The 15,745-nt window shown below is 56.7% G+C and carries 10 protein-coding genes and 1 pseudogene; 5 read left to right on the forward strand and 6 right to left on the reverse strand.

Annotated elements, in window-relative coordinates; translation table 11 throughout:
* Window positions 1–6: 6 nt before the first annotated feature.
* On the reverse strand, window positions 7–1,182 hold the full coding sequence (entC, locus tag OGW13_RS20465; protein ID WP_130097965.1) for an isochorismate synthase EntC: 1,176 nt from the start codon (window positions 1,180–1,182) through the stop codon (window positions 7–9).
* Between the two features lie 184 nt (window positions 1,183–1,366).
* Here entC and fepB point away from each other — a divergent pair, with 184 nt between their 5' ends.
* Window positions 1,367–2,305 (forward strand): Fe2+-enterobactin ABC transporter substrate-binding protein, encoded by a 939-nt coding sequence (gene fepB / locus OGW13_RS20470; protein ID WP_043001460.1) that lies wholly within the window; start codon window positions 1,367–1,369, stop codon window positions 2,303–2,305.
* A gap of 49 nt (window positions 2,306–2,354) precedes the next feature.
* Here fepB and entS read toward each other — a convergent pair whose 3' ends face one another.
* A complete protein-coding gene (gene entS, locus OGW13_RS20475) occupies window positions 2,355–3,593 on the reverse strand; it encodes an enterobactin transporter EntS (RefSeq protein WP_287116419.1) in 1,239 nt (412 codons plus the stop codon).
* A 111-nt stretch (window positions 3,594–3,704) separates the two neighbouring features.
* On the opposite strand from entS, the gene fepD reads away from it, so the two are divergent.
* The 3 genes from fepD to fepC are packed head-to-tail and all read left to right on the forward strand — an operon-like array spanning window position 3,705 to window position 6,489.
* Window positions 3,705–4,709, forward strand: coding sequence for a Fe(3+)-siderophore ABC transporter permease (gene fepD / locus OGW13_RS20480; protein WP_044256630.1), 1,005 nt, complete (start codon window positions 3,705–3,707; stop codon window positions 4,707–4,709).
* Entirely contained in the window at window positions 4,706–5,698 is a 993-nt protein-coding gene (fepG, locus tag OGW13_RS20485) for an iron-enterobactin ABC transporter permease (protein WP_187250826.1), read from the forward strand. The genes fepD and fepG overlap by 4 nt, the downstream gene beginning before the upstream one ends.
* Entirely contained in the window at window positions 5,695–6,489 is a 795-nt protein-coding gene (fepC, locus tag OGW13_RS20490) for an iron-enterobactin ABC transporter ATP-binding protein (protein WP_043001464.1), read from the forward strand. Before fepG ends, fepC begins: the two co-directional genes overlap by 4 nt.
* A gap of 37 nt (window positions 6,490–6,526) precedes the next feature.
* Here fepC and wzz(fepE) read toward each other — a convergent pair whose 3' ends face one another.
* From wzz(fepE) to fes, 4 genes and pseudogenes are all read right to left on the reverse strand, one after another.
* Window positions 6,527–7,660: an LPS O-antigen length regulator Wzz(fepE) gene (gene wzz(fepE) / locus OGW13_RS20495; RefSeq protein WP_043001465.1), complete on the reverse strand. Its 1,134-nt coding sequence runs from the start codon at window positions 7,658–7,660 to the stop codon at window positions 6,527–6,529.
* Between the two features lie 212 nt (window positions 7,661–7,872).
* Window positions 7,873–11,769, reverse strand: coding sequence for an enterobactin non-ribosomal peptide synthetase EntF (gene entF, locus OGW13_RS20500; protein WP_287116420.1), 3,897 nt, complete (start codon window positions 11,767–11,769; stop codon window positions 7,873–7,875).
* A complete protein-coding gene (locus OGW13_RS20505) occupies window positions 11,766–11,984 on the reverse strand; it encodes an MbtH family protein (protein ID WP_043001467.1) in 219 nt (72 codons plus the stop codon). Before OGW13_RS20505 ends, entF begins: the two co-directional genes overlap by 4 nt.
* Window positions 11,985–12,014: 30 nt before the next feature.
* Window positions 12,015–13,226 (reverse strand): annotated as a pseudogene (gene fes / locus OGW13_RS20510) (enterochelin esterase); the annotation flags it as partial.
* Window positions 13,227–13,460: 234 nt separating this feature from the next.
* Here fes and OGW13_RS20515 point away from each other — a divergent pair.
* Window positions 13,461–15,734: a TonB-dependent siderophore receptor gene (locus OGW13_RS20515; RefSeq protein WP_287116421.1), complete on the forward strand. Its 2,274-nt coding sequence runs from the start codon at window positions 13,461–13,463 to the stop codon at window positions 15,732–15,734.
* The last annotated feature ends 11 nt before the right edge of the window (window positions 15,735–15,745 follow it).

A 15,745-nucleotide genomic window follows, 5' to 3' on the forward strand; every position in this document is an offset into this window, starting at 1 on the left:
CGCTCCTTAATGCAATCCAAAAACGTTCAACATTGTGGAAAGTTTGACGCCGGTTTCACGCCATTCCCCCACCGGTGAAGAGGCCGGGACGATCCCTGCGCCTGCAAACAGACGCACCTGGTTTTTCCGTAATGTCGCGCAGCGGATGGTCACTACCCACTCTCCGTTGCCTTCGGCGTCACACCAGCCGACGATGCCACCAAACAGTTCGCGATCAAACGGCTCCAGTTCGGCAATCAGTTGTTTTGCCACCTGATGCGGGAAACCGCTCAACGCAGGCGTCGGGTGCAGCAGACAAGCCAGCGTCAGGGCGTTTTCTCCGGCATTGGCTGTGCCTTCAAACGGCGTGCCGAGGTGCCAGAGCGTGGGCGTGGTGATGAGCTGCGGTGAAGACGGTAGTTGTAGATCCTGACAGCGATCGCGCAGTACGGTTTTCATCGCCTGCGTAACCAGCTCATGTTCATGGCGATCTTTTTCAGAGGCCAGCAGGCGGTTTCCGGCTTCCCGATCCAGTACGTCATCAGGCTGACGGCGCGCGGAGCCCGCCAGCGGCAGCGAGCTGAAGCGATCGCCTTCTTTGCGCAGCAACAATTCTGGGCTCGCGCCGAGCAAAATGCCGCCATCGCGCAGTGGGACATGGAAGTTGTAACTAACCGGGTTTTGCGCCACCAGACGTTCCAGCAGCGCACCGCTGTTGATCTCAGCGTCGGTGGTGATGTCAATCAGTCGTGACAGCACCACTTTGTCGACTTCAGGCGTCGCTGTCAGCGCAGCGGCGCGCGCGACCATCGCTTCGAACGTCTCCTGCTCGGGAATCGCGTTACGCGCCGTGACGTTGAGTGTTTGATGATCGGTAAAGTAACGTGATGATCGCTGCTTTTCCTGACGAGAAAAGGTCTGCCAGCGCTGAGGAATAAACAGCGACGATGGCTGGCGAGTATCGAACGGAATCGCCCCCACCATAACCGGGTTTGCGATACCCTGCGCTTTGGCATCGGTGAACAGTGCGTGTAATTTTTGTTGGAAGGGGCTGTCTGGCGAATCACCGTTAATGGCGGGTTCATCGAAGCGGGCGAAGCATCCTGACGTCGTGAAACTCCGATACGGCGACATAAAGAAAAAACGCTGGGGTGCAAGTGTTGCCATGGTCTGCTGAACTTCCTCGGCCAAAGACGTATCCATATCATCCTCCAAAAATGATAAAGGTTTTAATAATGATTATCATTTATATTTTCGGGCGCTAACCTAAAAGCAAACAGGCGACATGTCAACTCTTGAGGTAGCACAAAGTGCGACTAATGCTTGCATCCCTTACGCTTAATAATAAAAATGAGAAGCATTAATAACTCAGCACAGGAACTGATTTGTGAGACTGCCTTCCCTGCTCGTTACGCTCTTCGTTTTCGGATTCTCCTCAGCTCATGCGGCGGACTGGCCGCGTCAGGTGACCGACATTCGCGGCAACCATACGCTGGAACACAAACCTGAACGCATCGTCTCTACCAGCGTCACGCTGACCGGTTCATTACTGGCGATTGATGCGCCGGTGGTCGCCAGCGGGGCGACAACCCCCAATAACCGCGTGGCTGACGATCAGGGATTCTTACGTCAGTGGGGTGACGTGGCAAAAGCACGCAAGCTGACGCGTCTGTATATTGGTGAACCGAACGCCGAAGCGGTGGCAGCACAAATGCCCGATCTCATTCTGATTAGCGCGACCGGCGGCGACTCCGCCCTGGCGCTGTACGATCAGCTCTCGCCTATTGCCCCGACGCTTATCATCAATTACGACGATAAAAGCTGGCAGTCGCTGCTGACGCAGTTGGGCGAGATTACCGGCCAGGAGAAACAGGCCTCCGCACGTATTGCCGAATTTGATAAGCAGCTAACCATCGTTAAGCAGCAGTTGACGTTGCCGCCACAACCGGTGAGCGCGCTGGTCTACACCGCCGCCGCCCACAGAGCCAATCTGTGGACGCCAGAGTCTGCGCAGGGAAAAATGCTGGAGCAACTCGGCTTTACGCTGGCAACGTTGCCTGGCGGACTGCAGCCCAGCCAAAGCCAGGGGAAACGTCACGATATCATTCAGCTTGGCGGTGAAAATCTGGCGGCCGGACTGAACGGCGAGGCGCTGTTCCTGTTTGCCGGTGACGAGAAAGATGAGCAGGCGATCTACGCCAACCCACTGCTGGCGCACCTGCCTGCAGTACAGAACAAGCGCGTCTACGCCCTGGGCACCGAGTCTTTCCGTCTGGATTATTACAGCGCGATGCAGGTGTTAAACCGTCTCGCCACACTGTTTTAATTGTCATTGCCGGATGGCGGCGATAACGCGTTATCCGGCCAGTCTCACACTAAGCGGGTTCCGGCGGCGTCTGCCGGAATCGACGTAATTCATTGAGTAACAGCAGCAGTAGTAGTCCCACAATCACCAGACCAAAGCCGCTAACGCTCGCCGAAGCCACCGGTGTCATGATCGCTCCCAGACCGCCTAATAACGCCGCACCAATGGCGTCCCCGGTGACGTTTTGCGCCGTCCACAACCCGTTGATGCGCCCTAACATATTTTCCGGCGTCTGCGTTTGCAGCATCGTGTACTGTAACAGCGAACTGATGGCACTCAGCCAACCAAACAGTGCGAGACACACCACGCCTAACGCCCAGACAGGCATCAGGGCAAACAGGCCAATGGCCAGAAACGACCCGATGGTCGAGGCCAGCATAATTAACCCCGGACGCAGGCTGTGCGCCAGTTTCCCGCTGGTGAGCGCACCAACCGCCGCCCCAAGTGGGATGGCGGCGTACAACATGCCAATCTGCGCCGCTGACATCTGCCAGCTAATCGCCAGTGCCGGATAGAGCACGCGCACAGCGCTTGCCATCGTCATCAAGCCGCCGAGCAGCGCAATACCGCCGACAAGCGGACTGGCAAGCAGGAAGCGAAACGCCGCGAGTAGCGATTTCAGCGGATGTTCACGCGGTTGTGGCGGTGGCGGCAGTGCCGGAAGACTCAATAGCGGCAGTAAGGTGATAAAGGTACCTGCCGCCGCCAGACCGAAGTTCCAGGCCACACCGCCGGTGGCGAGCAACAGCCCACCCAGCATGGGCGAAATCACCGAGCCCAGACGCACGGTCAGCATGGTAATCGCCCCTGCCTGCATCAGGTTTTCACGCCCCACCAGCGCAGGCGTCGCCGCCAGCAATGCCGTCACGCCCAGCGAGGCAAAAAAGCCGTCCCACAGACCCAGCAGATAAATGGCAATCAACGAAGGCTCCGGCAGCATGGCGTTCAGGCATAAACCGATGAAGCCAATACCGCAGGTACCGCGCGCAAGCAGGATCACTTTTTTACGTTCATAGCGATCGGCGAGGACGCCACCGACCATCAGCCCGACAAACATCGCACTGCCGGTCAGCGTTACCGAAAGCCCCACCTGCCAGGTGGAATGCGTCATCATCTGGATCTGTACGGGTACCGCGACGCCGAGCAGTCCGAGCGAAACAATAGAGATAAAACGGGCCAGGAAGACCGCGCGAAATGCCGGGTGTGTCTTCAGCAAACTGAGGTTCAGCAGCCAGGATTGTCGATTCATTACAACGCCTTAATGCGATCTTTTTTTCATTATCCATTCAATGGCTGCACATGCTAACATAATCAAATAAGATCGATAACGATAATTACTATCATTATCAGGGAAGTTGATATGTCATGTTCTGTTTCCGTGACGCGTGCCCTTGCCGTGCCCGGATTGTTGTTATTACTGGTTATTGCCACGGCATTAAGTCTGACCATCGGTGCAAAATCCTTACCCGTCTCCGTGGTGATGGAAGCGCTCACCGGCACCTGTCAAAGTGCCGATTGCACTATCGTGCTGGACGCCCGCCTGCCGCGAACGCTCGCAGGATTGCTGGCCGGAGGCGCGCTGGGACTCGCCGGGGCGTTAATGCAAACGCTCACCCGCAATCCGCTGGCCGATCCTGGGCTGCTTGGCGTCAATGCCGGAGCCAGTTTTGCCATCGTGCTGGGGGCAGCGCTGTTCGGCTTTTCCACACCGCAGGAACAACTGGTGATGGCCTTTATCGGCGCGCTGGTGGCGTCACTGATTGTGGCGTTTACGGGCAGTCAGGGTGGCGGTCAGTTGAGCCCGGTACGTCTGACGCTGGCGGGCGTCGCGCTCGCCGCGGTTCTGGAAGGTCTCACCAGCGGTATTTCCCTGCTGAATCCTGACGTCTACGATCAGCTTCGTTACTGGCAGGCCGGTTCACTGGATATCCGCAATCTGCAAACCCTCAAGGTGGTTATTCTGCCGGTGCTGATAGCCGGTACCACTGCGCTGATGCTCAGTCGGGCATTGAACAGCCTGAGTCTGGGAAGTGATACCGCCACCGCGCTTGGTAGCAAAGTCGCGCGTACGCAACTGATTGGTCTGTTAGCCATCACCGTCCTGTGCGGGAGTGCCACGGCGATTGTTGGGCCGATTGCATTTATCGGCCTGATGATGCCGCATATGTCGCGCTGGCTGGTTGGTGCCGACCACCGTTGGTCGCTCCCGGTGACGCTTATCGCCACGCCTGTTCTGTTGCTTTTTGCCGATATCATTGGCCGCCTGATTGTTCCTGGCGAGCTGCGCGTGTCAGTCGTGAGCGCCTTTATTGGCGCTCCGGTGCTGATCTTTCTGGTTCGTCGTCGTCCGCGAGGTGCCGCATGATGTACGTATCGCGTCGTCTGCTGATCGCGTGCCTGCTGCTGACGGTTGGCTGCCTGAGCTTCGCACTCTGGGGTCTGCGCAGTGGCGCAGTGACACTGGAAACCTCGCAAATTATTGCTGCTTTTACCGGCGATGCGCCGCGCAGCCTGAAGATGATAGTGACCGAGTGGCGCTTGCCACGCGTGTTGATGGCACTGTTGATTGGCGCGGCACTCGGCGTCAGTGGAGCAATTTTTCAGTCCCTGATGCGTAACCCGCTCGGCAGCCCTGACGTGATGGGCTTTAACACCGGCGCCTGGAGCGGCGTACTGATCGCGATGGTGCTGTTTGGCCAGCATCTGACGGCTATCGCACTGGCGGCAATGGCTGGCGGGATTCTGACGTCACTGGTGGTCTGGCTGCTGGCCTGGCGCAACGGTATTGAAACCTTCCGCCTGATCATTATCGGCATCGGCATTCGTGCCATGCTGTTTGCGTTTAACACCTGGCTGTTGTTGAAGGCTTCGCTGGACACGGCACTGGCTGCCGGATTGTGGAATGCCGGATCGCTTAACGGTTTGACCTGGGCGAAAACCTGGCCCTCCGCGCCGATCATTATTCTCATGCTGGCAGGCGCTGCACTGCTGGTACGGCGCATGCGTCTGCTGGAAATGGGGGATGACAGCGCATGCGCGTTGGGAGTCAGCGTAGAGCGCTCGCGGCTCGCCATGATGCTGGTCGCCGTGGTGTTAACCGCAGCCGCCACTGCGCTGGCCGGACCGATTTCCTTTATTGCGCTGGTTGCCCCACATATTGCCCGTCGCCTGAGCGGCACCGCACGTTGGGGATTAACCCAGGCCGCGCTCTGCGGCGCACTGTTACTGCTGGCAGCCGATTTGTGCGCACAGCAACTGTTTATGCCTTATCAGCTTCCGGTGGGTGTCGTCACCGTGAGTATCGGCGGTATTTACCTTATCGCCTTGTTAATTCAGGAGTCCCGCAAAAAATGACCGAATCAGTAGCCCGTTTGCGTGGCGACCAGTTAACGCTGGGTTATGGAAAGTTCACCGTTGCCGAAGACCTCAACGTCACTATTCCCGATGGTCATTTCACGGCCATAATCGGACCCAATGGCTGCGGGAAATCGACGCTGTTGCGGACTCTCAGTCGGCTGATGACCCCGGCAAACGGTCACGTCTGGCTGGACGGCGAGCCGATTCAGCGCTATCCCAGCAAAGAGGTCGCTCGCCGCATCGGATTGCTGGCGCAAAATGCCACGACGCCGGGCGATATCACCGTGCAGGAACTGGTGGCGCGTGGGCGCTATCCGCATCAGCCGCTGTTTACCCGTTGGCGCAAAGAAGATGAAGATGCCGTGACGCAGGCCATGCGCGCCACTGGTATTACGCATCTGGCCGGGCAAAGTGTGGATACGCTATCCGGTGGTCAGCGTCAGCGCGCGTGGATAGCGATGGTTCTGGCGCAGGAAACGTCAATCATGCTGCTCGATGAACCGACTACCTGGCTGGATATCAGTCATCAGATTGATTTGCTGGAATTACTGAGCGAACTGAATCGCGAGAAAGGCTACACCCTCGCCGCCGTGCTGCATGACCTCAACCAGGCCTGTCGCTATGCCACTCATTTGATCGCGCTGCGTGAAGGAAAAATTGTCGCAGAGGGCGCGCCGAAGGAAATTGTCACCGCAGAATTAATTGAGAAAATCTATGGGCTGCGTTGCATGATTATCGACGACCCGGTTGCGGGCACACCGTTGGTGGTGCCACTGGGCCGCCGTTAACCGCTGGCCGGAAGGCGCAGAACCTTCCGGTCGGCAATCAGACCAGACGTTCGTTGATCGTGGCGTCATCCCGTTTACGCGATACCATTGCATGCTGGAGAAGTACGCCACCGCAGGCCACAATCCCTCCCAACAGTGCCGCCAGCACGACCACGATCATTCTACCCGGCCCCTGTTTTTTCACCGGTAATGAAGGCTTAAGCTGATATTTGAACGGCGAAAATTTCACGTCCTGAACATTGACGGACTCCAGTTGTTCAACATAATACTGCCGGTTTTTTAGCTCCGCATTCAGTTCAGCCACATCCGTGACTGATTTTTCAATCTCCAGCTTTCGCTGGATCCCATCAGCGCCCAGAGAAATAGAAAAATCAGGATCGTCTTTCACCGCCTGGCCATTACTGTAAACCGGCTTTTTAATTCCGGCGGCATTTGCAATCTCCAGAGAATAATTGAGTCGTTGAATATTGGTATCCAGCTGATTTTTAAGTTTGACGCGCTCCAGAGCCAGACGCTCTTTCTCAAAGCGGGTTTTAACCTCCAGCTGATTGCGAATATTTTCCAGCGAGTCCTGCACGACTATCTCAGAAATAAACTGGATATAGCCCGCCAGTACCTGTTGCGCCTCTTCTTTGGCTGGAGCCGTAAAACTCAGCACCCATGACGTGTACAGTGCTGTTTCATTTTTCTTTCCGACATTGCTGTCTACCGCGCTCATCTTTTCGCTCAGCGCGACAATGGCCCGATGCAGATCCAGTTCATCGATTTTCGCCCCTTTTAACTGCTCCATCACATACGGTGATGCGCGTAAATATTGCTCCAGCAGGGAAGACGACTGAAATTTCTTGATGAAGAGATTGAAGGTATTGTTACGATCCACACTGACATCCAGGTCCAGAACACGCAATCCCGTCAGCGTTCTTTGCAGATCCTGCCACTGAATTGGCTCAGCAGGCGTCACCACTGCTTCACTGGTCCAGCGCTGTGGCAAAAAGAAGGTGATGAATAGCCCCACACACGCAAACGCAAACGTGCACGCAATAATGCGTTTTTTCGCCTGCCATAAAATATCAATCAGGTTTAATAAATCGATTTCATTACTCTGGGTCTGCGGCAACGGAAAACTCGTAAATTCCGTATTTTTATCCTGCTTCACATTTAGTGACGGCATACCGTACGTCCTGATGCTTGTTCCATGAAAGTTATTTATGCCAATAGCGTAGCAAACCCCTAAAACATTCCGAAATACTAATGCACGGATAAAGCCAAATTCAGAATTTGACCCCTGGCGGTAATATTCCTAATAACAGAATTATCACAATAAAAAATCCCCCGTAACAATGACGCGTTGTTACGGGGGACAAATAACTGGCTCAGTATTAATCAATCACGGTTATATTTATTACAACACCCGGCAATGATCGGACCAATATTTTCAAAGGCTGACGGAGAGATAATCTCCACATGCGCGCAGTCCTGGCGATACACATCCAGTTCCGCGATCCACGGCGCCCAACTACGCTCCGGACTTACGCCTTCCGGCAGGGTGCGCTCAGCAACAAACAGCGTCGCGCGCCCATCAAAGGGAACGCTGTGCGCGCTGGTCAGTAAGCGAACCGCATCAGCGTAGTTCCCTTCAATAGTGCTAAACAATTCGCCAGAGGCGTTCCCCTGCTGCGCGGCCAGAAAGGCTTCTCGCTCGCGATCAATCTCCGCCAGCACTTCTGGATCGAGTCCATTGGCCTCTTTCTCTGACCAGTTTTGCGTTTCCGGCGGCCAGGTATCCAGCAGGCCGAGGAAGGCGACGGTTTCCCCCCGCATCCGCAGACGTGCGGCAATGCCGTGTGCCAGCGTGCCACCGAGAGAATAGCCCAACAGGTAATACGGGCCATGCGGTTGTTGTTCAAGGAGCGTCGCCAGATGGTGTTCGCAGACCGCGTCCAGATCGGCTGCCGTCTGCATCGGCCCTTGCGGACGCGGCGACTGAATACCGGTAATGGCCCATTGCGGACTGAGATAGCGCGACAGTACGCTAAACTGCCAGGCAAACCCTGATGCCGGATGGAAACAAAATAGCGTTGGGCCGTCGCTTTTGCGTAACGGTAGCAGCGTTTCAAACCCCAGACGCTGTGCCTCTGCGTCATCGTCTGTATCCAGCAGCGCCGCCAGTTGCGCGACCGTCGAGGCCACCATGACCTGCCCCGGCGTCACCTGACGGGAGAAAGTCCGACTCAATTGCGCCGCCAGCTTCATGGCCAGTAGCGAATGGCCGCCCAGCGCAAAGAAATCGGCCTCAACGTCATTGACGTCACAGTCCAGCAGCTCACTGAATGCCTTCGCCACCGTTGTTTCACTGCCTGGCTGCGGGGCTCTTCCTTTGGTTCGTGACGTTAATTCCGGCATCGGTAGCGCTTTACGATCCAGCTTACCGTTGGCGCTGAGCGGCAGTTGCGCCAGCTGCAACAGCACCACTGGCACCATATGCGGCGGGAGTTTTTCCCGCAGCTGTGCCTGGAGCGAGGGGATATCAAGCGGAAGCCCTGACTGCGAGACCAGATACCCCACCAACTGGCGGGCATCGCCCCCTGTTGCCGCCGCCTGATTAAAGACGCAGGCGTGAACCACCGCCTGTTCAACATCAGGCAATGCCTGCATCACACGATCGATCTCGCCCAGTTCGATACGCTGACCGCGGATCTTGAGCTGATCGTCACTGCGTCCCAGATACTCAACAGCACCATTATCCAGCCAGCGCGCAACGTCTCCGGTACGGTACATCCGCTCTCCCGGCGCAAATGGATCGGCGATAAAGCGACTTGCCGTGAGGTCCGGTCGGCCAAGATAGCCCTGCGCGAGCTGGATGCCGGTCAGATAGAGATCGCCCGCCACGCCAACAGGAACCGGATGCATCATCGCGTCGAGGATACGCAACCCGGTATTCCATACCGGGAAACCAATCGGTACGCTGCTACCAGTAACATTTGCCAGTTCATCCCCCCAGGCCGGATACCAGCTGACATCAACTGCTGCCTCCGTTGGACCATACAAATTATGTAACGGCGCATGCGTCAGCCGTGCCCATTCGCGGCATAAATCAGCAGGTAAGGCTTCTCCGCTGCAAAAGACATGCTGTAACGTTGCGCAACTTTCACCGGCGCTCTCAGGCGTCAGCGACGCGACGAATGCCGCCAGCATCGACGGCACAAAATGGGTCGTCGTCACCCCGTAATGGGCAAAGAAACGCTGCATGGCCAGCGGATCGCGATGCGCTTCCGGTTCCGCCATCACCAGCTTCGCCCCGGCGATAAACGGCCAGAAGAATTCCCACACCGAGACGTCAAAGCTGCACGGCGTTTTTTGCGCCACCACATCCTTCGCCGTCAGCCCATACTGGTTTTGCATCCACAGCAGACGGTTAACAATGGCGGTTTGCCCGACCATCACCCCTTTCGGTCTGCCCGTTGAACCAGAAGTAAAAATGATGTACGCCGTATGCTGCGGTTGCGATAACCCCAGCGGCGCGCTATCGCCTGCCGACAGCGGTTCGCTATAGCAGAGGCTTTCCAGCCCCGGAATATCGCTAAAGCGTGGTAACTGTTCCACTGTGGTGATCAGCAGTTTCGGCTGCGCGTCTTCCAGCATCATTCGCAGACGATCGTCCGGATAACCGGTGTCTAATGGCAGCCATGCCGCACCAGCTTCAACAATTCCGTGCAGCGCCAGCGTCAGAAATACAGAGCGCGGTAAGGCCACCGCGACGCTGTCGCCCGGCTGCACGCCGTGTTCACGCAGCACACCGGCGAGCGCCACCACCTGCTCGCGCATTTCCCGGTAGCTGAAATCATAGCGGGCATCCGCCAGCGCGGGCGCGTCCGGCGTTCTGCTCGCCTGTTCCGCCACCAGCGCACTGAGCGTCGTGGACGGGACCTCAACCGCCGTGGCGTTGATCTGCGCCATCTGCTGATATTCAGCTGGAAGCAGCAGATCGGCATCACCACAGCACAGGGCTGGGTTAGCGGCAAATTGTTCGATCAGCGCCATCAGACGCAGTGCATGCTGTTTGAGCGTTGCTTCATCATAACGTTGTTGGTTGGCGAGAAGCTCAATGCTCAGCCCGCCGCCTTCATCCGGGAACAGTGCCAGTTCAAGATCGTTAACCGGTCCCGTCGCCAGCGTATGAGTTTGCGCCGTGACGCCCGGGATCTCCAGTTGATAATCGAAGACTTTGACGTTAAGCACCGGGGCAAACAGCGGCTCTTCTCCGGCCGCCCGGCCGCTGTCACGGACGATTTGCTCCGCATCATAGCGCTGATGACGGCGCATTTTCTTAAGCTGAGCGGACAGTCGTTTTGCCAGTTCTGGCAGTTTTTCTGCGGCATCAATACGCACGCCCAGCGGTAACACGTTGAGCACGGGGCCGGTGGCGGTCAGCGCCGCCGATCCCATGCGACGCATAAAGATAAAGCCTGCCGCGTATTCCATCCGGCTGCACAGCCGTCCCAGCCAGAGGGCCACCAGCGCCAGCGCCAGATCGGTTCGCTGCACGTCTGGCAGTTGCGCCGCCAGGTGGCGAAACGCGCCTTCCGGAGCGTTAAACTTCATGCGGTAAATGTCAGACGTCGCCGCCCGTCCCGGCAACGGTGCGGGTGAAAGCGACGCTGGCGGCGGAAGCTGTTTACGTTGCTCGGCCCAGAACGCACCGTCCCGTTGCCAGGCCTCACTCTGACGATACTGCTGATACTCTTCCACCACCCCGGCAAACGGCGTGAAGGGTGAGTCAGGTGTCGCGTCACCCCGAAGCCATGCGCTGTAAATCGCAGCTATCTGGCGGGTAATTGCCGGGAAACTGAAACCATCGACCAGTAAATGATGATAGCGCTGATACCAGTACCACTGGTCGTCACCAACCTGGATCAACTGATGATGCACCAGCGGCTTGCCGCCATCGACGCGCAGATTTTGCTGCAGATCGGCCTGCATCAGCGCCAGCGCGGCGTCATGCGGGTTCGCCGCGGTGCGGAGATCGCAAATCTGCGGTTCAGCAAACGTAAAGGCGTCATCAACCCATTGCCAGACGTCGCCGTTATCCTCAGTAAAACGCATCCGTAAGGTATCGGCCTGCTGTAGACCGGTGACGACTGCACGCGCCAGTCGTTGCGCATCCAGTTCACCGGTTAACGCCACATAATGTGCGACGCTCCAGGCGGAAGGTAATGTGGAGAGTTTTTCGGCCATCCAGATGCCGGGCTGTGCGGCGACAAGCGGTAAACGACGGCTCATTGCGCCTCCTGCGAAACGGCATAATAACCGGGAATTAACGTGGTCCAGTGACGCGCCAGCCACTGCTGGCAGGCTTCCTGAGACTGCGGTTCGCATACCACCTGCCAGCCAGCAGGTAATGCGCAATGCTGCGGCCAGAGGCTAAACTGCTGCTGCGAATTTTGCAGAATGTAGAACTGTCCCTGCGGATTATCGAAGGGATTACTGAATTCCATACTCAACTCCTGTCGTGGAAAATCGCTCGCTCAGAGCAGCAGCGTCCAGAGGTCGATCAACCCCTGCGTCAGTCCGCCACGCCAGCAAAGCGCATCATGTCCGCCGTCAACCTGACGCCAGAAAACCGACTGCTGTGTCGTCTGTAGTTGTGTGTAGAGCGCCTGATTCGCGCGCAAGATAACCGGCTCGCGGACTCCCGCCTCGAGAACAATCCGTAGTCCCTTCGCGGACAGCGTGCCGGCGCGGAGTTGCTCAATAATCAGCCCGTTCTGTTGACCGCCACGATGGGGCCACCAGTAAGAACCGGACTGGCTGAGTACGCAGCCAAAGCGTTCCGGCCAGTGCAACCCGGCAAACAGCGATGACAACCCGCCAAAACTTTGCCCTGCAACGATCGTGCGCTCAGGACGATCGCTGAAGGGTGCGGCGCGCCGGACCTGCGGTAATAACTCGTGTTGAACCGCCAGCCAGAAATCCGCGTTGCAGGGAAGTTCACGGCTGCGATGTGTGGTATCGATGGCATCAATAAGCAGATACACCGCCGGTGGAAGTTGCCCCCGCTGAGTGAGTGAAGTGAGCGCAGGCCAGACGGGCATGCTCTGCGCCCAGAATTGCCCGTCGAGGAGAACCGCCAGGGGGCGTTCATCCGGCTGCGCATCACCGGTCGTAAAGACCCATACCCGACGCGTATTACCCAGACGCGCGCTATTCCATTGCAGAACCACCGGCGACGACACTGGCGTTTGTGGGGAGTCCCAGCCCGGTTGCGCAGGGGCGTGCGGCATCTCAAGCGCAGATACTGCGTGCCCTCGTCCCCCTTTCCAGCTCAACGGATTAAGTGGATCGGCAATCGCCTGTGGCAGCAGCTGCCGCCAGCCTTCGCGCAACGCCGCGCGATCCAACACGCCATCAGTCTTCAACGAGGCAAATGACTCCTCCTGCGTTGAGGGAATAAAGCAGTAGCTGCCGCGCCAGTTAGCGCTTAACACGGTCTGCCACTGCCAGACATCCGTTCCGGCAATACGTTGCATCGTCTGAGGAAAGACATTCTGGTGATGATCGGTAACGCCCGTGATGTATACCCAGACTCGCTGAATGGCTGAGTGAAATTCACTCCCCTGCGGATCGCGCCACCAGAAGGTCACCCGGTAATTTCCGTCTGCTTCACGCGTCCATTGCGGACCGTTTTTTGACTGCCACCAGGCCTCGCTGCCTACCGTTAACGCCGTCACCGTCATAACCTCATGTTTATTGTGATTTTTTTCATTGTTTTATGAAATATATTGATAATATTATTGATAACTATTTGCATTTGCAATAGCGTATTGACGCGCCGTGGGAAGCGCGAACAGTTTTTAACCAACCGCGCTGCGGGCTTTTCTGGAACGGAGGGTTTTCGCAGAGGCGGGCGACATCGGGCCGGATACCGATCTCAGGTGTCTGGTACACGTGGCTAAAGAAAAGCAGGAAAGACAATGAACAAGAAGATTCATTCCCTGGCCTTATTGGTCAACTTAGGGATTTACGGGGTAGCGCTGCCCACAATGGCAGAAGAAACCGCTGATAGCACCGCCGTCTCTCATGAAGATACTATTGTGGTTACCGCCGCACAGCAGAACTTGCAGGCGCCTGGCGTGTCGACTATCACCGCAGATGAAATTCGCAAAAACCCTCCCGCTCGCGACGTCTCTGAAATCATTCGTACCATGCCAGGCGTTAACCTGACCGGTAACTCGACCAGCGGCCAGCGCGGCAATAACCGTCAGATTGATATTCGTGGGATGGGTCCAGAAAACACCCTAATCCTGATCGACGGTAAACCGGTGACCAGCCGTAACTCCGTGCGCCTCGGCTGGCGCGGTGAACGCGATACCCGTGGCGATACGTCCTGGGTGCCGCCGGAGATGATCGAACGCATTGAAGTCCTGCGCGGGCCTGCGGCTGCACGATACGGTAATGGTGCCGCGGGCGGCGTAGTAAATATCATCACCAAAAAAGGCAGCAACGAGTGGCACGGCTCCTGGAATACCTATTTCAACGCACCGGAACACAAAGAGGAAGGCGCAACCAAACGCACTAACTTTACCCTCAACGGTCCGCTGGGCGGGGATTTCAGCTTCCGTCTGTTCGGTAACCTGGATAAAACGCAGGCCGATGCGCGCAACATCAACCAGGGCCATCAGTCTGAACGTACCGGTACTTACGCCGACACGCTGCCAGCCGGTCGTGAAGGCGTTATCAACAAGGACGTTAACGGTGTGGTGCGTTGGGACTTCGCGCCGATGCAGTCTATTGAACTGGAAGCCGGCTATAGCCGTCAGGGTAACCTGTATGCCGGGGACACGCAGAACACCAATACCAACCAGTTGGTGAAAGATAACTACGGCAAAGAGACTAACCGTCTCTACCGTCAGAACTACTCGCTGACCTGGAACGGCGGTTGGGATAACGGTGTCACCACCACCAACTGGGTGCAGTACGAACATACCCGCAACTCCCGTACGCCGGAAGGTCTGGCGGGTGGTACGGAAGGGATCTTCGATCCGAAAGCGTCACAGAAATATGTTGATGCCGACCTGAACGACGTCACGTTGCACAGTGAAATCAGCATGCCGTTCGATTTGCTGGTTAACCAGAACCTGACGCTGGGCACTGAATGGACCCAGCAGCGCATGAAGGATATGCTCTCCAACTCGCAAACCTTTATGGGCGGGGATATTCCAGGCTCCAGCAGCACCGACCGCAGCCCTTATTCAAAAGCGGAAATTTTCTCGCTGTTCGCTGAGAACAACATGGAGCTGACTGACAGCACCATGCTAACGCCGGGCCTGCGTTTCGATCACCACAGCATCGTGGGCGACAACTGGAGCCCATCGCTGAACCTGTCACAGGGTCTGGGCGATGACTTCACCCTGAAGATGGGCATTGCGCGGGCGTATAAAGCGCCAAGCCTGTATCAGACCAACCCGAACTACATTTTGTACAGTAAAGGCCAGGGCTGCTATGCCACGGGTGCCGCGACCGGTATCGGCTGTTACATGATGGGTAACGACGATCTGAAAGCAGAAACCAGCATCAACAAAGAGATTGGCCTTGAGTTCAAACATGATGGCTGGCTGGCAGGGGTGACCTGGTTCCGCAACGATTATCGCAACAAGATCGAAGCCGGTACGGTACCGATGAGCCGTACGTCTATCACCAACAAAGGCAAAACCACCTACACCGATATCTATCAGTGGGAGAACGTACCTAAAGCGGTCGTGGAAGGGCTGGAAGGGACGCTGAACGTACCGGTTAGCAACACCGTTAACTGGACCAACAACATCACTTACATGCTGCAGAGTAAAAACAAAGAGACCGGTGAACGCCTGTCGATAATTCCGGAGTACACGCTGAACTCAACGCTGAGCTGGCAGGTACATCAGGATGTTTCTCTGCAATCCACCTTTACCTGGTACGGCAAACAGGAGCCGAAGAAATACGATTATCAGGGCAAACCGGTGACCGGTTCAGATAAACAGTCTGTCAGCCCCTACAGCATTGTGGGTCTGAGCGCGACCTGGGACGTGACCAAAAATGTCAGCCTGACCGGCGGCGTGGATAACGTCTTCGACAAACGTTTGTGGCGTGAAGGTAATGCGCAAACGACCGGTAGCACGACCGATGTCTCTTATATGCGTGGCGCTGGCGCGCACACCTATAACGAACCGGGTCGTACGTGGTACATGAGCGTTAACACCCACTTCTGATGCCCACTCCC

It is taken from the genome of Citrobacter sp. Ca225 (genome assembly GCF_030337175.1).
Classification (GTDB): domain Bacteria; phylum Pseudomonadota; class Gammaproteobacteria; order Enterobacterales; family Enterobacteriaceae; genus Citrobacter_A; species Citrobacter_A amalonaticus.